At 67.9% G+C, this 26,494-nt stretch carries 22 protein-coding genes and 5 pseudogenes; 10 read left to right on the top strand and 17 right to left on the bottom strand.

Features of this window, described 5'->3' with window-relative positions; genetic code table 11:
• Window positions 1–66: 66 nt before the first annotated feature.
• The gene (locus tag NLX86_RS20805) at window positions 67–1,260 is read right to left on the bottom strand and encodes a transposase (RefSeq protein ID WP_254373244.1); all 1,194 of its coding nucleotides are present in this window, start codon (window positions 1,258–1,260) and stop codon (window positions 67–69) included.
• Window positions 1,261–1,366: 106 nt separating this feature from the next.
• Here NLX86_RS20805 and NLX86_RS20800 point away from each other — a divergent pair.
• Both NLX86_RS20800 and NLX86_RS20795 read left to right on the top strand, forming a co-directional pair.
• Window positions 1,367–1,687: pseudogene (locus NLX86_RS20800) on the top strand (leucine zipper domain-containing protein); the annotation flags it as partial.
• Between the two features lie 93 nt (window positions 1,688–1,780).
• On the top strand, window positions 1,781–2,131 hold the full coding sequence (locus tag NLX86_RS20795; protein WP_254373243.1) for a hypothetical protein: 351 nt from the start codon (window positions 1,781–1,783) through the stop codon (window positions 2,129–2,131).
• Between the two features lie 77 nt (window positions 2,132–2,208).
• On the opposite strand, the pseudogene NLX86_RS20790 reads toward NLX86_RS20795, so the two are convergent.
• The 5 genes and pseudogenes from NLX86_RS20790 to rsmA form a co-directional block, all read right to left on the bottom strand.
• Window positions 2,209–2,972 (bottom strand): annotated as a pseudogene (locus tag NLX86_RS20790) (IS5 family transposase).
• A gap of 53 nt (window positions 2,973–3,025) precedes the next feature.
• A complete protein-coding gene (locus NLX86_RS20785; RefSeq protein WP_254373242.1) occupies window positions 3,026–3,178 on the bottom strand; it encodes a hypothetical protein in 153 nt (50 codons plus the stop codon).
• A 118-nt stretch (window positions 3,179–3,296) separates the two neighbouring features.
• Window positions 3,297–4,991, bottom strand: coding sequence for a recombinase family protein (locus NLX86_RS20780; RefSeq protein WP_254373241.1), 1,695 nt, complete (start codon window positions 4,989–4,991; stop codon window positions 3,297–3,299).
• A 593-nt stretch (window positions 4,992–5,584) separates the two neighbouring features.
• Window positions 5,585–6,490: a 4-(cytidine 5'-diphospho)-2-C-methyl-D-erythritol kinase gene (locus tag NLX86_RS20775; RefSeq protein WP_254373240.1), complete on the bottom strand. Its 906-nt coding sequence runs from the start codon at window positions 6,488–6,490 to the stop codon at window positions 5,585–5,587.
• Window positions 6,487–7,383, bottom strand: coding sequence for a 16S rRNA (adenine(1518)-N(6)/adenine(1519)-N(6))-dimethyltransferase RsmA (gene rsmA / locus NLX86_RS20770; protein WP_254373239.1), 897 nt, complete (start codon window positions 7,381–7,383; stop codon window positions 6,487–6,489). The genes NLX86_RS20775 and rsmA overlap by 4 nt, the downstream gene beginning before the upstream one ends.
• Before the next feature lie 221 nt (window positions 7,384–7,604).
• On the opposite strand from rsmA, the gene NLX86_RS20765 reads away from it, so the two are divergent.
• Window positions 7,605–8,090, top strand: a complete 486-nt coding sequence (locus tag NLX86_RS20765) for a hypothetical protein (RefSeq protein ID WP_254373238.1) — start codon at window positions 7,605–7,607, stop codon at window positions 8,088–8,090.
• Window positions 8,091–8,124: 34 nt separating this feature from the next.
• Here the strand turns inward: NLX86_RS20765 and NLX86_RS20760 are convergent, their stop codons facing one another.
• The 4 genes from NLX86_RS20760 to rsmI form a co-directional block, all read right to left on the bottom strand.
• Window positions 8,125–9,435, bottom strand: a complete 1,311-nt coding sequence (locus NLX86_RS20760) for a resuscitation-promoting factor (RefSeq protein WP_254373261.1) — start codon at window positions 9,433–9,435, stop codon at window positions 8,125–8,127.
• A 215-nt stretch (window positions 9,436–9,650) separates the two neighbouring features.
• Window positions 9,651–10,532 (bottom strand): TatD family hydrolase, encoded by an 882-nt coding sequence (locus NLX86_RS20755; RefSeq protein ID WP_254373237.1) that lies wholly within the window; start codon window positions 10,530–10,532, stop codon window positions 9,651–9,653.
• Between the two features lie 82 nt (window positions 10,533–10,614).
• On the bottom strand, window positions 10,615–11,130 hold the full coding sequence (locus NLX86_RS20750; RefSeq protein WP_254373236.1) for a hypothetical protein: 516 nt from the start codon (window positions 11,128–11,130) through the stop codon (window positions 10,615–10,617).
• Between the two features lie 138 nt (window positions 11,131–11,268).
• The gene (gene rsmI / locus NLX86_RS20745) at window positions 11,269–12,147 is read right to left on the bottom strand and encodes a 16S rRNA (cytidine(1402)-2'-O)-methyltransferase (protein WP_254373235.1); all 879 of its coding nucleotides are present in this window, start codon (window positions 12,145–12,147) and stop codon (window positions 11,269–11,271) included.
• Window positions 12,148–12,210: 63 nt separating this feature from the next.
• Between rsmI and NLX86_RS20740 the strand changes: the two genes are divergently transcribed.
• The gene (locus NLX86_RS20740) at window positions 12,211–13,938 is read left to right on the top strand and encodes a phospholipid carrier-dependent glycosyltransferase (RefSeq protein WP_254373234.1); all 1,728 of its coding nucleotides are present in this window, start codon (window positions 12,211–12,213) and stop codon (window positions 13,936–13,938) included.
• A 79-nt stretch (window positions 13,939–14,017) separates the two neighbouring features.
• On the opposite strand, the gene NLX86_RS20735 is transcribed toward NLX86_RS20740, so the two are convergent.
• Window positions 14,018–15,151: a glutathione-independent formaldehyde dehydrogenase gene (locus tag NLX86_RS20735; protein ID WP_254373233.1), complete on the bottom strand. Its 1,134-nt coding sequence runs from the start codon at window positions 15,149–15,151 to the stop codon at window positions 14,018–14,020.
• A 520-nt stretch (window positions 15,152–15,671) separates the two neighbouring features.
• On the opposite strand from NLX86_RS20735, the pseudogene NLX86_RS20730 reads away from it, so the two are divergent.
• The 4 genes and pseudogenes from NLX86_RS20730 to NLX86_RS20715 all read left to right on the top strand — a co-directional run bounded on the left by NLX86_RS20730 (window position 15,672) and on the right by NLX86_RS20715 (window position 18,933).
• A pseudogene (locus NLX86_RS20730) lies at window positions 15,672–17,281 on the top strand (penicillin-binding transpeptidase domain-containing protein).
• Between the two features lie 56 nt (window positions 17,282–17,337).
• Window positions 17,338–17,853: a YbaK/EbsC family protein gene (locus NLX86_RS20725; protein WP_254373232.1), complete on the top strand. Its 516-nt coding sequence runs from the start codon at window positions 17,338–17,340 to the stop codon at window positions 17,851–17,853.
• Window positions 17,850–18,035: pseudogene (locus NLX86_RS20720) on the top strand (EamA family transporter); the annotation flags it as partial. The gene NLX86_RS20725 and the pseudogene NLX86_RS20720, both read left to right, overlap by 4 nt.
• Entirely contained in the window at window positions 18,034–18,933 is a 900-nt protein-coding gene (locus NLX86_RS20715; RefSeq protein WP_254373231.1) for a recombinase family protein, read from the top strand. The pseudogene NLX86_RS20720 and the gene NLX86_RS20715, both read left to right, overlap by 2 nt.
• A 138-nt stretch (window positions 18,934–19,071) precedes the next feature.
• On the opposite strand, the gene NLX86_RS20710 is transcribed toward NLX86_RS20715, so the two are convergent.
• The 4 genes from NLX86_RS20710 to NLX86_RS20695 form a co-directional block, all read right to left on the bottom strand.
• Complete coding sequence (locus tag NLX86_RS20710) at window positions 19,072–19,395, bottom strand: hypothetical protein (RefSeq protein ID WP_254373230.1); 324 nt, start codon at window positions 19,393–19,395, stop codon at window positions 19,072–19,074.
• Between the two features lie 391 nt (window positions 19,396–19,786).
• Entirely contained in the window at window positions 19,787–20,284 is a 498-nt protein-coding gene (locus NLX86_RS20705; RefSeq protein ID WP_254373229.1) for a VanZ family protein, read from the bottom strand.
• A 216-nt stretch (window positions 20,285–20,500) separates the two neighbouring features.
• A complete protein-coding gene (locus NLX86_RS20700) occupies window positions 20,501–20,926 on the bottom strand; it encodes a hypothetical protein (protein ID WP_254373228.1) in 426 nt (141 codons plus the stop codon).
• A gap of 1,045 nt (window positions 20,927–21,971) precedes the next feature.
• Window positions 21,972–22,322 (bottom strand): hypothetical protein, encoded by a 351-nt coding sequence (locus NLX86_RS20695; protein ID WP_254373227.1) that lies wholly within the window; start codon window positions 22,320–22,322, stop codon window positions 21,972–21,974.
• 492 nt (window positions 22,323–22,814) lie between these two features.
• Here NLX86_RS20695 and NLX86_RS20690 point away from each other — a divergent pair, with 492 nt between their 5' ends.
• The gene (locus tag NLX86_RS20690) at window positions 22,815–24,152 is read left to right on the top strand and encodes an XRE family transcriptional regulator (protein WP_254373226.1); all 1,338 of its coding nucleotides are present in this window, start codon (window positions 22,815–22,817) and stop codon (window positions 24,150–24,152) included.
• A 4-nt stretch (window positions 24,153–24,156) separates the two neighbouring features.
• Here the strand turns inward: NLX86_RS20690 and cutA are convergent, their stop codons facing one another.
• On the bottom strand, window positions 24,157–24,489 hold the full coding sequence (gene cutA / locus NLX86_RS20685; RefSeq protein WP_254373225.1) for a divalent-cation tolerance protein CutA: 333 nt from the start codon (window positions 24,487–24,489) through the stop codon (window positions 24,157–24,159).
• A gap of 136 nt (window positions 24,490–24,625) precedes the next feature.
• On the opposite strand from cutA, the pseudogene NLX86_RS20680 reads away from it, so the two are divergent.
• Window positions 24,626–24,748 (top strand): annotated as a pseudogene (locus NLX86_RS20680) (EamA family transporter); the annotation flags it as partial.
• A gap of 528 nt (window positions 24,749–25,276) precedes the next feature.
• On the opposite strand, the gene NLX86_RS20675 reads toward NLX86_RS20680, so the two are convergent.
• The gene (locus NLX86_RS20675; protein WP_254373260.1) at window positions 25,277–26,437 is read right to left on the bottom strand and encodes a serine hydrolase domain-containing protein; all 1,161 of its coding nucleotides are present in this window, start codon (window positions 26,435–26,437) and stop codon (window positions 25,277–25,279) included.
• Between the last annotated feature and the right edge of the window lie 57 nt (window positions 26,438–26,494).

Below are 26,494 nucleotides of genomic sequence, written 5' to 3'. Positions count from 1 at the left end.
CGCGCGCCGTGACCCATACCTACATGTCAAGGATCCCATGGTCGCCGACTCTGCGCGGCAGGCGCCCTAGGTGTTCTGACCCGGGAGGTTGTGGACGGTGATGCAAGTCTCCGCTAGGAGATCTTGAAATGGGTGAGGGCCTTCTGGCTCGGTGTGGATTGCGACATCTGCACCGGGTCCCAGAGAGGCCCTCATGGCCCACCGTAATGCGGGTCTTCGAAGTTGAGCGGTGCGGAGGTGTCCGCGGGCGCGGCGGGTGGTGACGCAGCGTGTCCGTAGACGTTGGCTGTCGGCGTTGCGGAACCCGAACGCGTTGCGGGCGACGAGCTTGATCACGCGGTTGATGCCCTCGCTCTTGGCGTTGCTGTGACCGGTGTCGATGAACGCGGCGATCTCGGGCCACAAGCGGTCGACGGTGGCGGCGAGGGTGCGGACTTCGGGGATGTCGGAGTCCGCGCACCAGGTCAGGAACTTCCATCGGGCATGGCGTACTTGTTCGCGGTCGGCGCCGGTGCGGGCCAGGGCAAGGAGGGTGCGGATCGCGGCCCGGTAGGTGGCCGACATGTCGATGGCGACATGGTGGATGGTCTTGCGCCAGGTCAGGGGCGTGGTGGACAGCCAGGCCAGGACGTCGGCGGCGGTGCGGCCCTCGACTTGGCCGAGCAACCCGCCGGTGCCGAGCGCGTCGACGAACCCGGTGTGCCAGCGGTCCCGCGTCAGCTGCCACTTCCCGGTGTCGGGATCCTGTTCCCAGCAGGTGCGGCCGCGCCGGGTCTCGTCGATGCCCAGCACCGAAACCTCGGGCAGCGGTGCCTCGGTCACGGTCGCAGCGGCGGTGCGGAAGGCATCCATCACCACCGGCCAGGACAGGCCGAGGTCGCGGGCGGCCTGCACGACGGTGGAGCCGGCATCGCGGACCTGGCGTCCGGCCGCACACCGCAACCGCTCGGTCAACCGGGCCCCGGCCGGTATCTGCGGGATCTGCTCGGTGAACGACTTCCGAGGACAGGACGCCTCCCGGCACCACCAGCGGCGTTTGTGCCACAAGAACTCCAGGGGGTGCTCTCCGTAGGGGAGATCACGCGGCCGGGTGGTCGCCGCCCCCTTCACCCGGGACGCGAAGACCCCGCACACCGGGCAGGCTCTGGCCGAGGTGTCCGCCGTGGCCAGATGGACTCGGCGCGTACCGTTCTCAAGCCGCTCGACCCGGATGACGGACACCCCGTCCAGGTCCAACAGCAACGTCGTATCGTTGACCAAGCCCGTGGCTCCCCAGTGATCCTTCTGCGTAGAGAACAGAAATGATCAACCAGGACCACGGGCGTCCTGCATCCAGGGGTGACAACCACACTGCCGATCACAGACTGTGACAGACAGTCAATGCAGGCACCGGAACTGCACCGCTCAAGTTCGAAGACCCCGTAATGCGCCCCTGACCGAGACCGGCCGTCTGCGCCTGGCCCGCTGCGTGGTCGAGGACGGCTGGACCCTGCGGCGGGCTGCGGAACGTTTCCAGGTCTCGCCGACCACGGCCCAGCGGTGGGCCGACCGCTACCGTGAGCGGGGCGTGGCGGGCATGGCCGACCTGTCCTTGCGCCCTCATCACAGCCCGCGGCGCACTCCGACCCGCACCGAGCGGCGGATCATCAAGGTCCGTGTCATGCGCCGGTGGGGACCGCCCCGGATCGGCTCAGCCGATCCCTTGGAATCGATCATCTAGCGTTTGGTGCCGAACGCGGGGGATCGCTTGTCGCGGTATACGGCCGAAGCAGAAGCAGGGATGAAGGGGATCACCTTCCCTGCCTGGCAGGGAAGTCACTACGTGACGCTTGCTGAACTGTTGGTTCGGCTTGGCAGCTTCGGCCTGGGACTGACGTGGCGCGTTGAGATCGACGAGATGGTGGATCCTCGCTGTGTCGAGATGGAGCGATGGTCCGCAGGGTCCGGTATGGACACGTTGACGCTGCTGTCGCTGACGACCCCGGGGTTCCAGTTGATCGACGCTGAGGTTTGTGGGTTCGCCGAGGACGGGCTGGTTGTCGTCCTGACCGAAGTGGATAGCTCGTTGTGGGACATCAGGGCCGCCGACGAGCGCGTGCTCAGCGAACTTCAGCGCCACTACCCGGGCTAAGGAGCTCTGAGCGGGGGCCCTCACCCAGTGCGGAGCCAAAGGCGGATAGCGGCGACGGTCACCGTGCCATGAAAGACCTAGGCCCTCTTGTCGTAACGGGTCGCGACCGCGCGGAAAGTCTTGAGCCTGTTGATCGTCCGTTCCACTTCGTTGCGGCGACGGTAGATCGCTCTGTCGAAGCCGGTCGGGCGGCCGCCCTGGCGCTGCCGCAGGTAACGGCGGTTACGGCGGGACGAGTATGCCTTGTCGCCCCCGAGGTGGTCGGGCCGAGTACGTGGGTGTCCGCCTCCTGGCCGAGGAACCCTGATCTGTTCCAGCACGGGAACAGCTGCGGGGCGTCGCCCCACTGGCCGGGCGTGATGACGAAGGCGAGCGGGCGGAACCCACCCTCACCCACCAAGTGGATCTTGCAGTTCAATCCGCCTCGTGAACGGCCCAGAGCCTCGTCGGGGCGGTGATGCACGGGCCTGCTGCGTCTGCCGGCAATTCTCGGTGAACGGGAACGGACTCCTGCCGCGTGCTGATGAGCCCGGCAGGAGGTGGAGTCCACGCTCACCATGCTCCAGTCGATCCGGCCCTCGGCATCGGCCTCGGCCTGGACGGCCCGCAGAATCCTCTCCCACGTGCCGTCCGCTGACCACCTGCGATGACGGTCATGAACCGTCTTCCACTTCCCAAACCGGGACGGCAGATCCCGCCACGGCAGGCCGGTCCGCTGCCGGAACAGAATCCCGTTGATCACCCGGCGGTGACACTGCCACCGTCCACCCCGACCCACGCTCCTCGGCAGGTGAGGTTCCAGCCGAGCCCATTCGTCATCAGAAAGATCACCTCGCCCCACACCGAGCGCAACGATCGGCCAACAGGTGAGTTACCTGACCCATCGGACAGGACCTAGGGCTTTCGCTCCGTCATCGGCGGCATGTCGACACCGTCCTGGTACGTCACGGCCAGCAGATACCTGGTCATCTCCAGCTCCTTGTCTCCTGTTGCACCCAGCTTGGCGCATTCACTCCAGGGACGGAGCCGACGATGCGATCTCGACATCCTCGGCGGAGTTCCTTCGGGTGGAGGATAGAGGAGGGGCACTTCGCTGTGCCTCATCGAGGCTGCACGATCCGAAGGGCCGCACATGCGGGCAGCCTCACAAGGACTCACGGCGTCGTCAACGAGATGTGCTCTCTCGTACTGCCCGCTGCTTGGGGACGGTTGGACGGTCTGCCTGCGTGCCGTGCAGTACGAACGGGTTTCCCTGATGCCACATCGGCCAACGCTTGGTGAACCACCGCGGTGCGCCCTTTGCAGGGATCTGGTAGCCGACGATCACGTTCTGATTCTCCGGACTGTCAGTGATGGCGAGACCAGCGCTCATGGCCATGGCCGTGAGATCACCGAGCTCAATCACCGCCGAGAAGGGCGACCATTCGACGAGACTCTTGTAGACGGTTACCGACACCTTGTGCTGTGTCAGGAACGCCCGCCGGTCCTCGGCGTCCTTCGCCGCCCACATCTCGGCGAATTTCTTGCCCGTGCCGACGTACTTCTGTTCCGGCGCTTTCGCGACCAGTTCCTTGAGGCGTGATCCCTTTCCCGACAAGGACCTGTGCATGCGCCAGTAGGACTCTTCCTGTCCCTCCTCGTCGTACCTCCCGTTGAGGAAGTCGCGTTCGAGACGCGCCAGACGCCCCTGAACAGCGGATAGTTCCGCCCTGTGATCAGTCGTGGCTTGAGCAGCCTTGACCATCACCTCGGATTGGCCAAGGTGGGTCAAGAGCGCTTCGTCTATGACCGCTTCAAGGTCATCCTTGCGACTGGTGGCAGATCCGTCGCACTGGATTCCGCGATGTGCTCTGCCGCAGACGTAGTGGTAGTAACCCTCCTCGCGTGGCTTCCCCTTGGCCGGCCTGACCTTGATGTACATCGGCCCCTCGCACTTACCGCACTTGGCGATGCCAGAAAGCATGTAGGTCGTGCGCGAAGCGCGGTTCGCTGGAGAGCGCTCCTCCAGCCGCGACAACACCGAGTGCCACTCGCTCAGCGTCAGAAGCGGCTCATCGTTGATCATCCGCGGGTTGCCGTCGTCGTCGTCCACGATCTGCCCTCGGAACATCTGGACTCCCGTCATCCTGGGGTTCTTGAGGGCCTTCTCAAGTGGCCCTGTGCGCCATTCCCCGTTCCGGGACGGCTGCCCGGCGCGCAGACGCAGATGGTCCCGCCATGAGGGAACACCCTTCTCGTTGAGTTCACGGCAGATGCGGTACATCGTCATTCCATCTTCGATGTCCCTGACGATCTGGCGCATCAGCGGTCCGTACGTCTCATCCTGAACGAGGACCTTCCCGCCCTCCTCGCGTCGTTCGAGGACATACCCCATGGGTGTCTGGCCACCGTGCCAAGCACCGTCTTCAACCAACTTGCGCTGAGCGTCCATGTTCCGTGCCCGGATCGCTTCCCACTCGCCTTCCGCGAACGCGGCGATGATGCGGGCGAACGTCTTGCCCATGGGCGTGGAGAGATCGAACCCCTCGCTTGTAGAGACGATGAACTTGCCGTTCCTGTCGCACCACTCCAGAAGCTGTGAGAAGTGCAGCGACCGGCGCGTGAGTCTGTCCAGCTTCCAGACGCACAACACGTCAAACTCGTCGGCATGCTCGGCCAGCCAAGGCCCGAGACCCGGACGCTTGAACGGGTCCAGGCTGCCGGACACGTCGAGGTCCTCGGCCCAACCCACGATCGTTCCCATGATGTTGGGCGTATCCGCCCAGTGCTGGATGTGCTGGCGCTGACGCGCCGGGGATGTGGTGTCGTCCTGCACGACGCTGAGACGCACAACGCCGAGCACTCTCGGGTTTTCCATCATGCAACCGATGCTGGCGAGTTGGTACCCACTAGCAGACTTGAACGACTGCCTCAACACTGACTGAACTGACGGCCATCAACGCTTCTGAAACGGATATGGACCGACTCCCCGGGCTGGGCGCGACCGCGCATGCCGCCCGCCGTGCGACGGTCAGGATTACCGCGTCCGGCCCTCAGCGCCATCGCGACGGCGGAGGGCGCTGATCCGCACAGCGATCAGCATCGCCGTACGATCCGGCAATCACTCAGCTCCGCTGCTTCGGTCACTCCGCGGTGGCTTCCAGGTGTCGCAGCCGCGCCGCGCGTACGGGGATCCGCTGGACGGCAACGAATTCTCCCCACCATGGGAGAAACGCCCTCAGTGGCGCGATGGTGCTCTGCTCAGCACTCTGTTCCGCAGCCCATTCGAGATGCTCGACAAGCGGGCAGGTACGCCGGAGCGATCTGGGCCACCGCAGCACGCAGGGCAGCCGGAGTGAGGGCAGGCATCGGAATCAGCGGCCCGGCAGCAGAGGCGGGCGTTCGGTCATCGGTTTCCTCCCGGAGGGCTTGCGCTCCGCGTACAGCCCAAGCCGCGCCGGTTCACAGCGGGATTCACCGGGACACGACCGTCGCGCCCTCGGCCGGGGACGATGCCACTCGGGCCGTGCGGCAGGTCCCCGACGACAGCAGGGCCTTCGCCACCGATTCGGCCGCGTCCGCGTCCTTCGCCAGGAACGCCGTCGTCGGGCCGGAGCCGGAGACCAGCGCCGCCAGGGCGCCCGCCGCCGTGCCGGCCGCGAGGGTGTCCGCCAGCGACGGGCGCAGCGACAGCGCCGCCGGTTGCAGGTCGTTGGCCAGGGCGTCCGCCAGGGCGGTGGGGTCGCCGGTGCGCAGGGCGGTCAGCAGGGCCTGGGACGCCTCGGGGGCCGGGACTGCGGTGCCCGCGTTCAGGCGGTCGAACTCCCGGTACACCGCGGGCGTGGACAGCCCGCCGTCGGCCACCGCGAAGACCCAGTGGAAGGTGCCGCCGACCTCCAGCGGGGTCAGGTGCTCGCCGCGGCCGGTGCCGAGCGCCGCGCCCCCGACCAGGCTGAACGGCACATCGCTGCCCAGCTCGGCGCAGATGTCGAGGAGTTCGGCCCGCGAGGCGCCCGTGCCCCACAGCGCGTCGCACGCGAGCAGCGCGCCCGCGCCGTCCGCGCTGCCGCCGGCCATGCCGCCGGCCACCGGGATGTCCTTGGCGATGTGGAGGTGCACGTCGGGGCGGAGCCCGTGGCGTGCGGCCAGCAGCTCCGCCGCCCGCGCGGCCAGGTTCGTACGGTCCAGCGGGACCTGGCCGGCGTCCGGGCCGGAGCAGGTGATCCGCAGCGAGTGGGCGGGCGTGACCGTGACCTCGTCGTACAGGCTCACCGCGAGGAAGACGTTGGCCAGGTCGTGGAAGCCGTCGGGGCGTGCCCCGCCCACCGCGAGCTGCACATTGACCTTGGCGGGCACTCGGACCGTGATGCTCGCGCTCACGCGGACGTCTCCTTCATGGACTTCGCTGCCTCCGCGATACGGGCGAACTCCTCGACCGTCAGCGCCTCGCCCCGCGCCTGCGGCGAGACCCCGGCCGCGACCAGCGCCGCCTCGGCGGCGGGGGCCGATCCGGCCCATCCCGCGAGCGCGGCCCGGAGCGTCTTGCGGCGCTGCGCGAAGGCCGCGTCGACGACCTCGAAGACCTCCGCCTTGGTGGCGGTGGTCTTCAGCGGTTCGGTCCGGCGTACGAGCGCGACGAGCCCCGAGTCGACATTCGGCGCCGGCCAGAACACGTTGCGGCCGATGGCCCCGGCCCGCTTGACCTCCGCGTACCAGTTGGCCTTCACCGACGGCACTCCGTACACCTTGTTGCCGGGCTTGGCCGCCAGCCGGTCGGCCACCTCCGCCTGGACCATGACCAGGGTGCGGTCGATGGTCGGGAAGCGGTCGAGCATGTGCAGCAGGACGGGCACGGCCACGTTGTACGGGAGATTGGCGACCAGCGCGGTCGGCGGCGGGCCGGGCAGTTCCTGGACGTGCATCGCATCGGTGTGTACGAGGGAGAAGCGGTCCGCGCGGGCGGGCAGCCGGGCCGCGATGGTCGCGGGCAGCGCACCGGCCAGTACGTCGTCGATCTCGACCGCGACGACCCGGTCCGCCGCCTCAAGCAGCGCCAGCGTCAGCGAGCCGAGCCCCGGCCCGACCTCGACGACCACGTCGTCCGGCCGCACGCCCGCCGTGCGCACGATCCGCCGGACCGTGTTGGCGTCGATGACGAAGTTCTGGCCGCGCTGCTTGGTGGGGCGTACGCCCAGGGCGGCGGCCAGTTCGCGGATGTCGGCGGGGCCCAGGAGGGCGGCGGACACGTCGGGCTCAGGCTCAGTGGTGCTCACCGGTCAAGCCTAAAGCGTGTTGCGACTGGGACGGGCGAGACGGAATCTCCGCAGATCAACAGCCTCCAGCAGTTCGAGTTTCTTCTGGGTGGCTGCACCCGGGGCGTTGACAGCCGCGCGCCGGGCGCGGTACAAACGCGCGACATCCAGGGGCGAGAACCGGCCAATCCACGGTGCGGAACGCCCGGATTTTGGCATGCATACATCACGCGGGGGCAGCTGTGACGGAACGACGCGACAGAAGCACGATCAAGGGGCTGGCCGTGCTCAGCCTCATCATCACCGCCATCGCCGTCGGGGTGTTCTTCTTCTTCGGCAGCAGTTCCCAGAAGCCGACGGGCTGGGGAGCCGCGTACGCCTTCGGCACCCCCGTCACCGTCCAACTGCCCAGCTCCTGCAGCATCGAGACCATTGTCGGCCGCGGCGGCGGGGGCTCCCGCAGCGGCAAGTGTGAGGGCTCCACCTGGACCGCCGACGGCAAGCCCGTCACCGGGACTCTGTACGCCAAGGCCGACGACCTGCCCCGCTCCGACGGCGGGCGCTCCTTCACCGGCGAGGCCCGGGCCCTGGGCGACCGCGCGTACGGCGAGCCCGAGACCGCGGACACCCTCCTCCACCTGTCCCTCATGGGCGCCGCAGCCCTCGGCCTCCTCGGCCTCCTCGGCTGCGGCATCGCCGCGATCCTTCCGGCGCGGCGCAGCGGCTGACCACGGCGGTCTCGCGCTCGGGGTCGATGTCGTCTCAGCCATGCAGCAGCCGGCCGCAGTGCGGCCAGGGGCTCGCTCCCCTTTGTACGTACAGCTTCTTCGCCCGGTACGTCTGCTCGCTCGCGCTCGCGTCCTGCGGCCGGCCGCTGCCCCCCAGGGCCTGCCAGGTGCGGGTGTCGAACTGGTACAGCCCGCCGTACGTCCCCGAGGGGTCGACCGCGCCGGGGCGGTCGCCCGACTCACAGCGGGCGAGCCCGCTCCAGTTGAGCCCGTCGGCGCCCTGGACGGACGTCGGCCGGGCCTTGGTGCCGACGCGGACGATCTGGGTGACCGGCTTCCGCACCACCTCTTCGGCGATCTTCCTCAGCTTCTGCCGCACGCCGTTGACGGTGCGCAGGGCGTAGGTGACCCGCCGGGAGCCGTGCACGCCGGCGCGTGCGACCACCTCCGTACCGGTGAAGAGCGACGCGTCCTCGGTCCGCCGGACGGCGAACCGGATGGGCTCCTCGCGGACCTCCTTCGTCCCGGTGATCCGCATGACGGTGACGGTCTGACCGTCGCGCGGGAAGGAGCCGGGCGGCACGGACGTGGTGTCCTGGCCGCGCAGGGTGATGCCGGCCTGGCCGAGGGCCTCCGCCACGGTTGCCGCGTTGGTACGGATGGTGCGTTCGCGGCCGTCGGCCATGAACGTCACCGTGCGCTCGGTACGGACGTCCAGCGCGAGGCCGTGGCGGGAGATCCGGGAGGAGCGCGAGGCGGAGAGGTACGCGCCCTCCGCGCGCACCCCGAGCTGACGCAGTGCGCCGTCGACCGTGCGGGCGGTGGTCCACACCCGGCGGCGCTGCCCGTCGAGGGTGAGCGAGACGGGACGGCCGTACCGGACGACTACCTCGTCACCGTGGGCGAGCTCGGTGTCGGGGGCAGGGGCGACGATGTCGTGGCGGCCGACCTCGAGCCCCTGGTCCTCCAGCAGTTCGTCCACGTCGTCGGCGAAGGTGTGCATGGTGCGCGGGACGCCGTCGACGGTGAGCCGGACCGCCTTGTCCTGGACGATGAACGCCGAGGTGCCGCCGGCCAGGAACGCCACGACCAGCGCCTGCGGGACGAGGCGGCGCAGTCCCTCGGGCCCCTGGACGGCCTTGCGCCGCCGGGCCGCCCGCCGGGCCTCGGCCCGGCCGCCCACTCCCGGCGTGCTCTGGTGAGGCAGCAAGGTGTCGGGGAGGGTGGCGGAGAGCGTGACCGGGAGGGTCGCCTGCTCGGAGAAGGGCACGTCAGGCTCGTGCGGCAGGTCAGGCTCGTGCGGCACAGGCTCGTGCGGCACAGGCTCGTGCGGCACGTAAGGCATGTAGGGCACGTACGACTCATGCGCCTCGTAGGGCTCATGCAGCTCGTACGGCTCCGCGGTCCTGGCCCGGCGACCGCCGCCCCCGCGCCCCGCCCGGTGACTGCCCTGCGCATTGCTCACGACGCTCGCTCCAGTGGTCCGGTCCCGCCTGGCTGACGCTGCGGGCCGGGACACTAGCGGAGCGACCGTCACTCTCCCAAGCGACGCGGCTTCACTCAGTAATCGAACGCGCGAGCCGTGTTCACGGCGATCGCCTCCGCCATGGTGTCCTCGTCGAGGCCCCTCACCTGGGCCATGGCACGGACGGTGACCGGAATGAGATACGGCGCGTTGGGCCGTCCGCGGTAGGGCGCCGGGGTCAGGAACGGCGCATCGGTCTCGACCAGTACGAGGTCGAGCGGCGCGACGGCGAGAGCGTCGCGCAGCGGCTGGGCGTTCTTGAAGGTCACGTTGCCGGCGAAGGACATGAAGTAGCCCGCGGCGGCGCAGACCTCAGCCATCTGGGCGTCGCCCGAATAGCAGTGGAAGACGGTGCGCTCGGGAGCGCCCTCGTCGCGCAGGACGCGCAGGACATCGGCGTGCGCATCGCGGTCGTGGATGACGAGCGCCTTGCCGTGCCGTTTGGCGATCTCGATGTGCGCCCGGAAGGAGCGCTCCTGCGCGGCCATCCCGTCGGGTCCGGTGCGGAAGCAGTCCAGGCCGGTCTCACCGACGCCGCGTACCTGCGGCAGCGCGGCCAGCCGGTCGATCTCGGCGAGCGCGTCGTCGAGTGCGGCGTCCCCGCCCGCCTCGCGCGCGCCCTGCCTGGACCAGCCGTCCGGGTCACCGTGGACGATGCGCGGGGCCTCGTTGGGGTGCAGGGCAACCGTGGCCCACACGTTCTCCCAGGCGGCAGCCGTCTCCGCGGCCCAGCGTGAGCCCTTCACGTCGCAGCCCACCTGGACCACGGTCGTGACGCCGACCGAGGCCGCCTTCTCCAGGGCCCCTTCGACGGTGCCCTCCTGCATGTCCAGGTGGGTGTGCGAGTCGGCGACCGGCACCCCGAGCGGTTCGGGAAGCGGCGGCGGAGCGTCCTTGGCCCCGGGAGTGTTCGGCATGGGGCCGATCCTACGAGTCGTACGAGGGACCCCGGAGCCGCATCAGTGCCGCATCAGTGCCACATCAGTGCCGCATGCCGCATCACTTGCGGTGGAACGGGTGGAACAGGTGGGACAGCTGCCAGTGGTGCCCGACCTGGGCCTCGTCCGTGCCCGGAGTCGCACGCTCGGCGGCGGCGGGCTCGGCTGCCACCGGCTCGGCCACCGGCTCCGCCGGCTTGGGCCGGCGCTTCACCGGCGCACCGGCCGGCACCGGTCCGGCGATCCCGGGCGCGACGGGGTGGTGGTACAGCTCCTCCAGCGTGCCCAGTACCGAGGAGACCTGACCGGCCCGCATGATGCGCACGACATGCATGCCGCAGTTCAGGCAGGTGGGCTTGGAGAGCGGCGAGGGGACCCGTTCCCCGTTGGCCTTGTAGGTGACGAATTCCTGTCCCTTGCCGTCGACGTGATGCTCGATGTCGTACGACTGCTCCCAGCCGTATCCGCACCTCATGCAGGCGAACGCATAGGACTCGTGCGCGGTGGCCACGCCGCTGCCGCTGCTGATCGGGCGGGCGGCCGCGCCGGGGGTCGGGGTGTCTGCGATCTCACTCATGCCAGCTCCTCTGGTCCGCTGGTGGCACTTGCCAGTGGACGCCTGTTCCGGCGGGAGCGCATCAGGTCTGTCGGCTGTTGGAGCGGTCTTGGGCATCTGTTGGGAAAAGACCCCGATGCGCGGCCTAAGTTTTGCTTTTCAGGTTAGTCCTTTACCGACTTCCGGCTCCTGCCGAGCCGCGTTCTTTGCCGCGACCACTGCGTCGAACACCTCCCGCTTGGGCAGCCCCACCTCCGCCGCCACCGCCGCGATGGCCTCCTTGCGCCGCTCCCCCGCCTCTTCGCGCACCTGCACCCGGCGCACCAGCTCGGCCGGGTCGAGTTCCTGCGGCCCGGTGTCCGCCGCGCCCTCGACAACGACGGTGATCTCGCCGCGGACGCCTTCGGCCGCCCACGCGGCGAGCGCCCCCAGCGGGCCGCGCTTGACTTCCTCGTACGTCTTGGTCAGCTCCCGGCAGACGGCGGCCCGCCGCTCCTCGCCGAATACCTCGGCCATCGCGGCGAGCGTGTCGTCCAGGCGGTGCGGGGCCTCGAAGTACACGAGGGTGCGGCGCTCGTCGGCGACCTCGCGGAGCCTGCCGAGGCGCTCGCCCGCCTTGCGGGGCAGGAAACCCTCGAAGCAGAAGCGGTCCACCGGGAGTCCGGACAGAGCCAGTGCGGTCAGCACGGCCGAGGGCCCGGGGACGGCGGTGACCTTGATGTCCTTCTCGACGGCCGCGGCGACCAGCCGGTAGCCGGGGTCGGAGACGGAAGGCATCCCGGCGTCGGTGACCAGCAGCACCCGGGCGCCGCCCTCCAGGGCCTCGACCAGTTCGGGCGTCCGGGCGGTCTCGTTGCCCTCGAAGTACGACACGACCCGCCCGGTGGTGTGCACACCCAGCGCCTGGGTCAGCCGGCGCAGTCGCCGGGTGTCCTCGGCGGCGACGACGTCGGCCGTCGCCAGCTCGGCGGCCAGCCGGGGCGGCGCGTCCGCGACATCACCGATGGGGGTCCCTGCGAGTACCAGCGTTCCTGTCACCCGACCATCCTCGCAGGGCCCGGGCCTTGCGAGTCGCACAGATCCGTTCCCTACGATGACCCGGTGACTAGCACTGCGACCCACCCCGGCCGGGCCGCCGACGAACAGCCGCCCTCCTGGCAGCGGCGGCTGCGCCGGTTCGGCTACGCGGCCCCGGCGAACGCAGGTGTCGCCCGGCGGCTGGTGCCTGCGTACACCAAGCCGTCCGCGCAGCTGTGGACGGTGCTCGGGCTGCCGCCCGGCGCCGCGCGGCGGCTGGTGCGCTGGTCGGCGTGGGGCGGGCCGCTGCTGGTGGCCCTGGTGGCCGGAGTGCTGCGGTTCGTGAACCTGGGCAGCCCGAAGGCGGTGATATTCGACGAGACGTACTACGCCAAGGACGCCTGGGCGCTGATCAACCGCGGGGTCGAGTCCAGCTGGCCCAGGGACATCGACAAGTCGATCATCGCCGACCCGTCGCGGGTCGCGATCCCCACGGATCCCGGCTATGTGGTGCATCCACCGGTCGGCAAGTGGGTCATCGGCGCCGGCGAGTGGATCTTCGGCTTCGACCCGTTCGGCTGGCGGTTCATGACCGCCGTGCTCGGCACCCTCTCGGTGCTGATGCTGTGCCGGATCGGCCGACGGCTCTTCCGCTCAACCTTCCTGGGCTGTCTGGCGGGCGCGCTGCTGGCCGTCGACGGGCTGCACTTCGTGATGAGCCGCACCGCGCTGCTCGACCAGGTGCTGATGTTCTTCGTACTGGCCGCGTTCGGCTGTCTGCTCGTTGACCGCGACTGGTCGCGCGCCCGGCTCGCGGCTGCCCTGCCGGTCGACGCGGACGGGGTGGCACGCCCGGGCGCCGAGGTCGCCGAGCGGCTCCGGCTGGGCCTGCGGCCCTGGCGGATCGCGGCGGGCGTCTGCCTGGGCCTGGCGTTCGGCACCAAGTGGAACGGCGCGGTCGCCATCGTCTTCTTCGGCATCCTGACGGTGCTGTGGGACGTGGGCGCGCGGCGGGTGGCCGGCGCGGTGAACCCGTATCTCGCAATGCTCAAGCGGGACGCGCTGCCTGCCTTCGTCTCCACCGTGCCGGTCGCGCTGGTCACGTACACCGCCTCGTGGACCGGCTGGATCCTCAGCCCCGACAACGGCAAGGGCGGCTACTTCCGGGACTGGGCCAGGGGCGACGGCGCGGGCGGGAACTTCACCTGGCTGCCGGACTGGCTGCGCAGCCTGTGGCACTACGAGAGCGAGGTCTACCAGTTCCATGTGGACCTGACCTCGGCCCACACCTACGAGTCGAACCCGTGGAGCTGGCTGGTGCAGGGCCGGCCCGTCTCGTACTTCTACGAGTCGCCGCTCCCCGGCAAGGACGGCTGCCCGGCGACCGAGGCGGGCAAGTGCGCCCGCGAGGTCCTGGCGCTCGGCACCCCGCTGCTGTGGTGGGCGGGCTGCTTCGCGCTGCTGTACGTGCTGTGGCGGTGGGCGTTCCGCCGCGACTGGCGGGCGGGCGCGATCGCGTGCGCGATCGCGGCGGGCTATCTGCCCTGGTTCAACTACCAGGAGCGCACGATCTTCCTCTTCTACGCGGTCGTGTTCGTGCCGTACCTGTGCCTGGCGGTCGCGATGATGATCGGCGCACTGCTGGGACCGCCGGGGGCGAGTGAACGGCGGCGGACGATCGGGGCGGTCGGGTCGGGCGTGCTGGTGCTGCTGATCGTGTGGAACTTCATCTACTTCTATCCGATCTACACGGGCCAGACGATCCCGATGGACTCCTGGCGCAACCGGATGTGGTTCGACACCTGGGTCTAGGCCCTGCCCGGTCCTAGCTGCAACGACGGCGGACAGGGCCCCTGTTGGGGTCGTGTCCGCCGTGATCGTTTTTAGTGGTCTACGGATGCAGGATGACCTTCGTGTAGCCCTCGATGCGCTTGTCGAACTTGTCGTACGCCGACGAGGCCTGGTCCAGGGGGAGTTCGTGCGAGACGACGAAGCTCGGCTTCGCCCGGCCCTCGATGATCATGTCGCGCAGGTACCGGTTGTAGCGCTTCACGTTGCACTGGCCCGTACCCAGCCGTAGGCCCTTCTCGAAGAGCTTGCCGATCGAAACGAGGAGCATGCCCTTCTTTGCCTGCTCGTCAGGGCCTCCCGGGTCTGCCGGGACATAGAGGCCGGGTATGCCGAGGGCACCAGTGGCCCGGACCGTGCCGACGAGCGAGTTCAGAACGGTCGCCGGTTCCTCGCGGTCCGTGCCGTGCGCCATCGCCTGGTAGCCGACGGCGTCCACGCCCTTGTCCGTGCCTACGCCCTCTGTCTGATCCTTGATTTGCTTCACCGGGTCGCCCTCGGCGAAGTTGATCGGGATCGCGCCGATCTCCCGGGCCTTCTCCAGCCGCTCGGGAACCCGGTCGACGCTGAAGACCTTGCTCGCGCCGCGCAGCAGAGCCGAGTAGGCGGCCATGAGCCCGACCGGCCCGCCGCCGTACACCGCAACGCTCTCGCCCGGGCGGACCTGCGCGAGTTCACAGCCGTGGTAGCCGGTGGGGAAGATGTCGGCGAGCAGCATGAAGTCGCTCTCGTGCTCGTTTCCCGGCGGCAGCTTCAGGCAGTTGAAGTCGGCATAGGGAACGCGAAGATATTCGGCCTGGCCTCCCGTCCAAGGTCCCATGGCGACATAGCCGTAAGCGCCGCCCGCGAATCCCGGATTGACGGTCTGACAGAAACCGGTGAATCCGTCGACGCAATTAGTGCAGAACCCACAGGCGACATTGAAGGGGATGACCACACGGTCGCCCTCCTTGAGGGAGGTGACGCCCTGGCCGACTTCCTCGATGACTCCCATGTTCTCGTGACCGAACACGATGCCGGGCTCGGCCGCCGTACGCCCTTCGTACATGTGCAGGTCCGAGCCACAGATCGCGGTGGAAGTGATCCGTACGATCACGTCGTTCGGGTGTTGCATGCTGGGCTTCTCGACATCCTCGACCGCCACGGTGAACGGTCCCTTGTAGACGACGGCTTTCATTTGTTGCCACCTCCTGATCGGCGATGGGCACGCATGATTGCCCACCCCTTTTCACGTGACCTATCTCTCATACTTCTCCGGCCTGCTGGATGGGTCAAACCGCTAATCTCAGGAGGAATACCCGCTCCGGTATCGCACTATGGCACTGAGGAAACGAAAGGGAGGGCGACACGTGGAAGCACACGGCTCGGGACCTTGCTCGTCCAGGTGCCCGGCCTGTCCGGCACCTCGTACCCGCCCGGAACAACGGTTACTGTCCGCGGTCGCGGCGCGACTGTCGATGCGTTTGTGAACGGCGACTGGCTCCCCCTGTCGTGGTGGGAGTTCTCCGACGGCCTCCGCGAGGACATCGCGGACCGTTGAGGCGCGCCGTGGCGTAGGCGAGGCGCGGCACCGCATCGTTCCGTTCCGTTCCGTTCCGATAACAGAATCACCCTGGCCCGCTCACGCACCGTATGGTGTGGGCAAGTACCCCTTTTTGAACGTGTTCAGTGCGGGGTCCTGGGGAGGGACTACGGGGATGCGGAGCGGGATGAAGGTCGCCGTCGTCGGCGGCGTGTTCGTGGTCGTGGCGAGCGGCGTCGGTTACGGCGCGTACAGCGTGCTGGGCGGGGCGGGCGGCGGAGCGGTTGAGGCCAGGACGGGCCCGCCCACCGCCGAGGAGATCGACCGGACGGCGAAGGACTTCCTCGCCGCCTGGGCGGAGGGGGACGTGAACACCGCGTCCGGGCTCACCAACAACGCGGCCGAGGCGCAGCCCGCGCTGGCCGCGTACCGCACGGATGTACGTGTCTCGCAGGTGACCCTGACGCCGGGCACGGCGGTCGGCGCGAAGGTCCCGTCACCGTCAAGGCCGTGGTGTCGTACGAGGGCACGACCAAGCCCTGGACGTACGAGTCGGCACTGACGGTCGTCCGCGGCGTGCAGACCGGCAAGGCGCTGGTCGACTGGGCACCGGCGGTGGTCCACCCCAAGCTGACGCCCGGCCTGCAGCTGAAGACCGGCACGGCCTCGGCGCCGTCCCTGGAGGCGGTGGACCGCGACGGACAGCCGCTCACCAGGGAGAAGTACCCGTCGCTCGGGCCGGTCCTGGACGAGCTCAGGTCCCGGTACGGCGACCGGGCCGAGGGCGGCGAGCCAGGGGTCGAGCTGTGGATCGACAGCATGGGCGAGGGCAGCCCCGACCAGACGCTGCTGACCCTGTCGGAGGGCAAGCCGGCGAAGCTGGAGACGACCCTGGACGCCGAGGTGCAGGAGGCGGCGGAACGGGCGGTCAAGAAGTACGGCGAGTCGTCGGTGGTGGCGATCGAGCCCAGCACCGGCCATGTCCTGGGGTTCGCCAACCACCGCGCCGACGGGTACAACGCGGCGTTCCAGGGGCAGCTGGCACCCGGCTCGACGATGAAGATCGTCACGGCCGCGCTGTACCTCGACAGGGGCCTGATGTCGTACGGCGGCAGCGCGCCCTGCCCCAAGACGGCCATCTGGTACGGCCAGACCTTCCGCAACCTGAGGGGCTTCGCGCTGACGGACTCCACCTTCGAGCGGAGCTTCGCCCAGTCGTGCAACACCGCCTTCATCAAGCCGATCGCCAGTGACGCCATCGACGACGCGTCCCTGACCGACGCCGCCGACCGGTTCTTCGGCATCGGCCGGGAGTGGAGTATCGGGGTCCCGTCCTTCGACGGCAGCGTGCCGGTGACCGGCAAGCAGGACAGTGCGGCCGCGATGATCGGCCAGGGCAAGGTGCTGATGAGCCCGCTGAACATGGCGTCGGTGACCGCGACGGCGCAGACGGGCCGGTTCCGTCAGCCGGTGATCGTCGCGCAGACGCTGGACGACCGGCAGCTGGCGAGCGCGGACGGCCTCAGGCCCTCCGTCGCCATGGCCCTGCGCCGCGCGATGCAGCTGACCGCGACGTCTGGCTCGGGCGCCCCTGCGATGGCCGGCGTCCCTTCCCCGAAGGGGGCGAAGACCGGTTCCGCCGAGATCGACGGAAACGCCCAGCCCAACAGCTGGTTCACCGGATACTCCGGCGATCTGGCGGTGGCCGCCGTCGTCGAGAAGGGCGGGCACGGCGGCGACGCGGCCGGGCCGATCGTGGCGACGGTGCTGCGGGCCGGCAACTGACGGGCCGGCCGGAACGCGTTCGCGTGGCCCGTACACCGAGCGCTAGCGTGCAGGCCATGAGCACTCCCGAAAGCGCCGCCGCTGAAGAATCTGTCATCCACCCACGGTTCGCCGAGGCGCTGAGGCAGCTGGACCTGGATGTGGAGGTCCGCCGCTTCCCCGACGGCACCCGTACGGCCGCGGAGGCCGCCGCCGCGATCGGCTGCGCGCTCAGCCAGATCGTGAAGTCGCTGATCTTCGCGGCGGACGGTGTTCCCGTCCTCGTCCTGATGGACGGCTCCTCGCGGGTGGATGTGGAAGCGGTACGAAGGGAGTTGGGCGCCGGGACGGTGGGGCGCGCGGACGCGGACCTGGTACGGGAAACCACCGGTTACGCCATCGGCGGCGTACCGCCCTTCGGCCACCGCACCCGGACGCGGGTACTCGCCGACCGGGGGCTGCTCGACCACGAGGTGGTGTGGGCGGCGGCCGGCACCCCGCACACGGTCTTCCCGCTGGAGCCCAAGACGCTGATCGCGCACGCGGGCGGCACGCTGGTGGACGTGCGCGAGCGGCGCGAGCGCACCGCGTGAGCGTACTCGTCGCGGCGGCCGTCCTCATCGCCGCGGTCACGCACGCCAGTTGGAACGCCATCGCGCACGGCATCCGGGACCAGCTGGTCGCCTTCACGCTGATGGCGGGCGGCGGGGCGGTCATCGGTCTCGTACTGGCCTGCTTCGTGCCGCTGCCGGCCGCCGGGGCCTGGCCGTACGTTGGTAGAGGAAGAAGCGGAGATCGTCCGCGAGGTCTTCCGCCGCTACCTCGATGGAGACTCGCCCGCTGGCATCGCCCAGGACCTCAGGGACCGTAAGGTGCCTGCATCCAAGGGCAAGGTCTGGGAGCAGGACAACGTCCGCAACCTGCTTTCCTCCCACTTCGTGGCGGGAATCCGCTTCCATCTCGGCGAAGAAATCGGCGTAGGCACTTGGCCCGCCATCATCGATCGCGGCCAGTGGGCCGAGGTCCAGGAACTCAGGAGTCACCGGGCCGCGACGATCGAGACAGAGCAAAAGCGACCGAACCGGTACTACGTCCTGCGCGGCGTGGCCACATGCACGTGCGGCATGTGCATAGCCGGCACGAACGGCGGCAGGTACGCCTACTACCGATGCACACGAGCGAACCTCAACGGTGAGCAGAAGTGCGGCCGTTCCGTATCAGCCAGACCGCTCGAAGCGTTCATGCGTGATGTGGCGATCGGTGTCCTGACGGAGCTTGACGTATCCGGCCGCGAACCGGCGTCGACCACCCGTTCAGAGGCTGACGTGGAAGCAGACGAGAAGGATCAGCAACGCCTCAAGGAGCTGAATCAGCTCTGGCTCTCTGACGACGACTTCACCACAGCCGAGTACAAGGCCATGAGGGCGGACATCGTGAAGCGAATCAAGGAGCGTCAGCGCCGTACCGTACTCCGCCCCGTTGCAGTGCTTGAGGGCATCGCGGGACCGAACGCCGGGGCGAACTGGACGCAGTTGGAGAAGGCCGAAAACTACAGCCGACTCAATGCCATCTACCGCTTCCTGTTTTCCGCAGTCATCATTCACCCGCCCACGCGGAAGGGGCGCGGTTTCGACACGGACCGCGTAGAGACAAAAGCCAACCTGCTGGATTAAGAGCGACTGACCACGAGGGTATTAACCACTCGGAGATCAGGCGTATGGCGGAGATCTCCGGTGCAGTGGAGCTGTCTAGGCTCACCGCACCGTAGGTCTCCGCCTCCCGATACCGAGACAAGGCGTCAGTTCAGCCGCCTAATCATCAAGGCTGTCAGCGTGCCGATTAAACTTAATCACTGCCCCGGACATAGCGTCCACGCTGCCGATAATAACGTCTTTCGCTGTGGGTATGGTAATGAACCACTGCTGCCGCCACTCGCCGCGTTCTTTTTTGGCAACCAACTCTACTACTGGCACGCCATGCTTAACGTGTACCGAGTCCGCTTTTGTCAGCAAGGTTGAAATCGCAGATCCTTTTTCGACCTGAGGCGATGGAAGTTCTGGATCTTTCACATTCAGCATAATGAGCTGAGATACCCTGCCGGATCGGTCTACTTGAATGTCAAGTCGCATGGGCATGAGAACACCGTTAGCATTTCGGCGTCGCCAGCTAGTCATCCATCCTAGGCTTGCATTAGGCCCCACGGGGGTGGTAACGGTCGATGACTCGCCGATTCCCCACGGTGCATGTGCTTGGGCGTACTTAAGCGCAAGCCGCTGGGCTTCTTCGTTGCCTGCAGGAGGGCGGTGGACTCCGGGGATGGGATACCCGCTCGGCTTCCCGGCGTCAGATATGTCGAGACTTGCGCTGAATCTATTTCGGCCAGGCCAATCGAGCTCAGCAAATCCTTCGGCAAACGATGCCATGACCGTGCCGGTCCCGTTCGGCCCCTCGGCGAAGTTAATTTGTCGAATCTTGTAGTGGTCTCCAAAAGCATCACGGATAGCTTCTCGGGCAGCTTCTTCTTGTTCAGCGCTGGGCGAGAGTGTGAGAGACCGATTGCGGAGTTATGAACGCAAACCATGTCGCCACCAGGGCAACGAAGACACCGGTGGCAGCGACAGTATTGGAACGTTTCATAGGTTCCCGGAATTTGCCGCCACGCGTCTCCAGGTGGCTCACCAGCCATCCACAGATCACCCCAACACCAACACCCAGGGAATTCATCTGGAGATCACTCGTATCGCAGCCGCGCCCTAGGAAGGAAAGAGCGCCTTGCAAGGTTTCGATAGTAAGAGTCAAAAGAAAACCCGCAACGAGTGGGCCGAGAACTCGCCTTGTGGCCAGCACTCCGAGCAGGCCAACCGGAACGAACATACCCGCGTTGAGCAGCCCTTGCTCTGTGGTGAAAGGCTCTAGGAGGTCACGATTGACGACACAGGTTCTCGGTTGCCTTGATCCTCCACCTGTAGTCCATAGCGTCAGGCAAATCACGCCGGTTATCGCCGCAACGAAAAGTGCATGCATACCAGGCCGGTCCCCGCGTGTACGCGCGACCTTGTATCCAAAGCAAGCAAGCACCACAGTAGTCAAGATCGCCAAGAATATGAAGGATTCATGTCCTCGAAACACGGCATACAACACTGGGGGATTCTTCCTGACGAGCTGAGAGAAATAGGTGGGAAGTTATGCGTACACCCCTGAGCCTTGGCTTTTCGACTCAGGGGTGCATGACGTCAGTGTTCAGCAGGTGTCGGCGGCCGGCGTCTGGTAGGTAGTACCACCGGAGTACAGGAGGCCGTTGGTGGGAGAACAGGGGGATGCAACCGGCGACCAATTCTTTCTATAGATAAGGCCCGCCTTCATTGTCTGGCTGGCAGCCCAGCGATTCGTCCCAGTTCGCAGGAATCCTACTTTCGCAGTGACCGCGCTACCACCGGTCTTCTCATAGCCGGAATCGACGTAGCTTCCATTATCACCCAGGCTGACCTTGAGCACGCCATTGGTCAACTGGGTGCACCGGTCACCCGGCGTGATGTATCCATTGCTGGGGCAATTCCAGTATCCCTGAACTGCTGCACCCCCGGCGGTGGCCGAAGAAACCCCGGCAATAGTCGGAATGAGAGCCAAGGCGGCAATTGCCGCAACATTGGAAGCCGAAATGCGCATAGCTTCTCCTTGTAACGTTGGTCGTAAACGCATCAGTGTGGTGCTCCCCGAAATGATCTTGACTGCGTAAGTGGTTACCGTCAAGCGGCATGGGTATGACCTAAATCACACAGCGAAGGGCTTTAAGGTCTCCAGGCAGCCACAAATCCTAATTAATCACCCTCCGAGGATCCGACCCTCTAAGCCGGTGCTCGAATCGCTACCACCAGCAGCTGGCCCGCCATCCAAGGCGAGTACCCCACACAGCCGCCGGCTTCAAGAATGCGGCCATCCTAACGGTGAATAATTGGCACAGCCCTTCCTGCATATCAGGCGCAGCCGGGTCGGCCACTTCAAGGCAAAGGTAGTTCCATACTCCGCCCAGCAGTGCCTAACCAGCGTCCGATCCGGAGGTGCCAAGGAGCCTGGCCAGCCGTGCAGCGCCGCATCGCCACGTCACCGGAAGGCACGCCCGCCGTGGCCAGGGCCCCTGACAGCTCCGCGAGCGCATACCCCGCCTCCCGCCAGCCGGCGATGTAGTCCACACCACGCACCCACAGCACCGCGTCAGGGTCCGACTCCTCACCTTCAAAACTCACACCGCCAGGGCCGTGCATCAGCTCAAGTCCCCTTCTCTCAGGCTGGCTTGACGTCGTCATTGGCCACCGATCCGAATCAGCAAACGACGACAGCCCCGGTACCATCGGCACCGGGGTCCTGAACAGGGACTCTCCGTCGGACCACCCCGGAAGCTGTCCAGGCGAGGGGTGGTCCGACTTGCTTATGCGGTTTTGTGGCTGTCCCGGCGAGTCAGGGCGTCAGTCCGCGTGGAAACCGTCGTGACTGGTGGCTCGGAAGAACGAGGTCACCACGGCCCGAAATCCCGTATGACCGGAGCGGCCCGCATGTCGCAGGCACCACACCTCAGGCGCATCTTTGCCGTCAGATGCTCCGGACAACTCCCCGCAGCTCGTGCACTCAGCCTCGAAGATCGGCCCACTCCCGGAGAGATCGAGACTCAGCGTCCAATCTGCGAACCGGTACACGGATTTAGTCACCATGGCGCTCACCCGAACGCCTCTGCCGAGAGCGCAGGACCGTCATCGCCGTCGGTCTCGCCCGGACCGTCGTACTCCGGTGCCGGCAGGCGTTCGCCACGGCTCTCCGCCACGCGTAGCGCGTCACTCAAGGCCTCGGTCAACCGAGCTGCAATGAATCGGAGTTCGACGACCGTCGCCCTTTCATCGCCGAGCACTTCGGCCACGTGATCGAGAAGGTCAGCGCCCATGCCTAGCTGTACGTCCTCCACGTTGTCGGCGACACGGGACAGGTACCCCCTCCCGTCGCCGACGAGATAGCACGGCTTACCCTCCGGCCCGGTCCACGGCAGCAGCCGCCCGGCATGCGTCTGACCCATCACGCGACAACCTCCACGCCGTGAATGAGCCGGGGGCCGACGTCGATACCGTGCACGGCCAGCCACAACGCCCGGCGCGGCGTCCGCTGCCGTCGCTCCTCCTGGCGCTGCTCGTGCGCAACGAGGTAAGGGCGGACAAGCCCGATGTCCTCACCCCGGAGAACAGGCCGGGGGAGGCGCGGCAGGGGCTCCGTCGGGATGCCCTCAGAGGGTGCCGCGGGAGGCGAGCCGGCCGACCTGTGACGGCCCGGCGCAGACAGTAACAGGCGCAAGAACGCCACGAAGATCCGGGAGATACAGTGCGACATGTCGACGCTCCAATCAACGTTGGCCACGCCCCCGGGCCGTGTCAGCGGTCGCGGGGGTCTGATCTCCCAACCCTCCTGCTGGATAACGGAACTGACTTCCCATCCGTGGGTATCCCCATCATGGGTAGGCTGACTTCCAGACCAGCGCGACACACTGTCACCGGCAGGCGCAACGGGGTACCTTATGGCCGCATACGAACCGCCGACCGCGCTTCCACGCGATCTCCTGAACCGCGCGGACGTCAGAGCCGCAATCACGGCACACGACTTCGGCACGGTATTCCGCCTTGCCCGCAGTGAAGCCGAGATCAGCGACTCGAAGATTGCGGCTGAGTGTGACATCAAGCCGGAGCGCGTAGGTGCCCTGGCGCGTGGCTGTGGCAGCGTCACCACGTTCGAAAAGATCGCGAGGATTGCTGATGCCTTGCGTATCCCAGGGCACATGCTCGGTCTTTCTCCCCGCGAGTGGGAGACGTCCGAGCCGTCCAGTCATCGCCCCACCGCGCCCGCGCGCAGCATCGCCACGAACGGAGAGGGAGACGCCAGAGTGCGGCGCAGGGAGTTTTTCAGGGCATCGGCAGGGGCCGGATTGGCGGTCGGCCTGCCCGAAGTCGACAAGATCAAGACGGATCGCCGGATCGGCCCCCGCATCCCCGAGCAACTTCGTAAGCGAACAGCACGCCTGCGCCGCCTGGACGACGTCCTGGGCGGGGGCGACACGTACCACGTCTATCTTGGCGAATACCAAGCCACGAAGGGTCTGCTCCGAGAGGCCAGCTACGCGGAGGAGACAGGGCGCGCCCTGCTCTCCGTACTGGCTGAACAGGCGCAGCAAGCGGGCTGGGCCGCGTTCGACGGAGGGAAGCACGCCGACGCAACCAGCCTGTACGAGGCGAGCTACCAGGCCGCAACTGACGCGGGAGACGCCGCACTCGCGGGCAACGCTCTCGCCTTCCTCGCCTACCAGAAATCCAACGGTGACCGGCAGGCGGGCATAGAGATTGCCATCAAGTCATGCCGCACCGCAGGACCCGACGCCCCGCGCGGTGTCCGGGCGTTGCTGTACGAGCGGCTGGCTTGGGCCTACGCCGTTGCGGGGCACGCCAACGAGACCGAGCGAGCGCTGAACGCCGCCGAGACCGCGCTCAGCGAAGACGACGGAACCCCGCAGCCGGATTGGGTCTCATGGGTGGACCGCAACGAGCTGAAGATCATGACCGGCCGATGCTGGACCGAACTACGTCGCCCGCTCCGCGCCGTGCCTGTGCTGGAAGACGCCTTGTCCCAGTACGACGACGCCCATGCTCGCGACAAGAGCCTTTACCTGTCGTGGCTGGCCGACTCCTACTTGTCCGCCGGAGAGGTCGAGCAGGCAGCCGCCGTCACCGGCCGTGTCCTGGAACTGTCGGCCGGTGTCGCATCGGTGCGCCCGCGCGAACGGATCGAGCCGACGCTGCGGCAGCTCAGCACTCATCGTGAGCTCCCGGCAGTGGCCGAAGTCCTGGAACTGGCTGGAGTCTGACGCGTCAGCCCGAAGCGTCCGGTGCGGTTGTCGTCTGCACCCAGCGCAGGTAGGCAGCGGACCCGGACACGATCGGCACTGCCGAGACCTCTGGGTTCTTCCACGGGTGATATTTCAACAGGTGCCCTTCAAGATCGGCGTAGGCGTCGGCACGGATCTTGAACAAGATCTGCCACTCCTCCCCCGATCCGAACTGACCCTCATGCCAGAACACAGAAATCACAGGCCCGACGATTTGCGCCCCTGCCGCAAACCGAGCCGACACCACCGACTGCGCCAGCTCGACAGCGGCCTCACGGTTCTCCGTTGCTGTGGACACCTGCAAGAAGTCAGTCATGCGGTGAGCCTATCCGCGCAGCCAGGGACTAACGGGTGCACCCAGTGAACCCACCATCCGGACGGGGCTGTTTCGCGTCTGGCCCGACGTCCACCCTGTCTGACCAGCGAAGTTATTACCGTCCAAACAGGCATTGACTAGCATCATCGTGGGCGCGGCGATCGGCGCGCTCTTCTTCAAGGAGCGCTTCGGCGGCCCCCGCATCGCGGCGGCGGGCCTGATGGTGGTGGGCATCGGCCTGATGCTGCAGGTGAGTTGAGCTGGCCGGAGGTGCGGGGCGCGGGGCGCGGGGGGTGACGGTCGCCAGGGGCGAGGGGCGGACGGGAAACCCGGGGCCGCCCGGTTTGTGAGTATGGCGGGCCACGTCTCCCTGCAAAGGGCGCTCCTACGTCGCGTCGCTGCGCGATTCCGCTTCGCTGCACCCTTGACAGTGAGCCGCGTCCCGCTGGTGCAACTTTGTGTCGGGCGGCCCCGGGGAGCGGGGCCCGGCACATCAGCTGCTCGGGCGGCGCGGGCTCTGTTCAGTGGCCTCGGGCCGGTGGGTGGGAGCGCGGCCACTCCGGGGAGTGGCCCGGCCCCGGCTCAGCGACCGACGGCCGTCTGATGTGCCACCACAACGCCCAATCCGAGGTGAGCTGCCATCAAGCGGCCGAGGGAGACCGCAGGCAGGCCATAAATCCTGGCAAACCGGACACGATCACGGCCCCTGCGGACGCCCGACACGACTGACGTCGCCACACCTCGGCCCCACCGGCCTGATAGCCGGGTCCGGCCCGTCGCGGACCGGTCACGTGCCCAACACCCACCGGCCTGCGGCCGCTGAGCTGGCCGGGCCCCTCCCGAGCCGACTGCGCACCGACCACCGGCCTGGCGGCCGCCTGGCCGGGGCCGGGCCGACCGCGAAGTGGCCGCGCCGCTTGGCCACCCACCGGCCGGCGGGCCGCTTGGCCGGGGCGGGCCCATCCCGGACCTGCCGCGCGCCTTGCCCCGCCCACCGGCCTGCGGCCGGCAGCAGCACCCGGTCCGGGCCCGCGGACTCCTCCGTGCGGGCCAGCGTCAGCGTCGCAGGGGCGAAGAGCCGGTGGCCGTCGACCTCACCGATCGTCGCGGCGTAGAAACGGGCCAGCGCGCGGGCCGTCGAGATGCCCGCGGAGGCGGGCAGTTCGGCGGCCCGGTACGCCGGGTCGTTCTCGTCCGGGAGTGGATCTATGGCCCCGAACGCCCGGCGGGTGAGGGACTCCGGATCCCGGTAGGCGTCCGAGACGCTCCGCTTGGGGCGCAGCCGCAGCTGCCCCGCGCCCCCCGCAGGCTCCTCGACCGGACCGACACGGCCCGCCCGGTGGGCTTCCTCCGGCGGCAGACCTATCCAGAAGTCCAGCCCCAATGGGCCCGCGATCTCCTCCGCGACCAGCCGCCCGATGCTCCGCCCGGTGACCCGGCGGACCAGCTCGCCGAGCAGCCAGCTGTACGTCTGCGCGTGGTATCCGTGGTCCGTGCCAGGCTCCCAGACCGCCTGCTGCGCGGCGACCGCGAGCGGCCCGCTCTCGCCGTCCGCCGCCTCCGCCATCGTCAGCGGCCGGTCGAGCACCGGCACGCCCGCGCGGTGCGACAGCAGGTGCCGTACGAGCGCCCGCTCCTTGCCGCCCGCCTTGAACTCCGGCCAGTAAGTACCCACCGGCGCATCCAGGTCCAGCTGCCCCCGCTGGTGGAGCAGCAACGGCACAGCCGCCGCCACCCCCTTCGTCGCGGACCGCACGATCTGCGCAGTGTCGACGGCCCACGGGTCGGTGCCGTCCACATCGCGCGTGCCGCCCCACAGGTCGACGACCTTGCGCCCGTCCCGGTAGACGGCGACCGCGGCGCCGCGCTCGCCGCGCTGCTCGAAGTTGCGTACGAACGCGTCCCTGACCGGCTCGAAGCCTGCCGCCACCGTGCCCTGGACGTCCACGCGCGCACTCACTCCCACGTCGTTCTGAAGCACCCGGGTGGCGCGTCGTCCCTCCAT

It is taken from the genome of Streptomyces sp. A3M-1-3, assembly GCF_024213665.1.
Taxonomy (GTDB): Bacteria; Actinomycetota; Actinomycetes; order Streptomycetales; family Streptomycetaceae; genus Streptomyces.
Note: the sequence above shows the minus strand (reverse complement) of the source record. Positions and strands in the feature narration are given on the sequence as shown.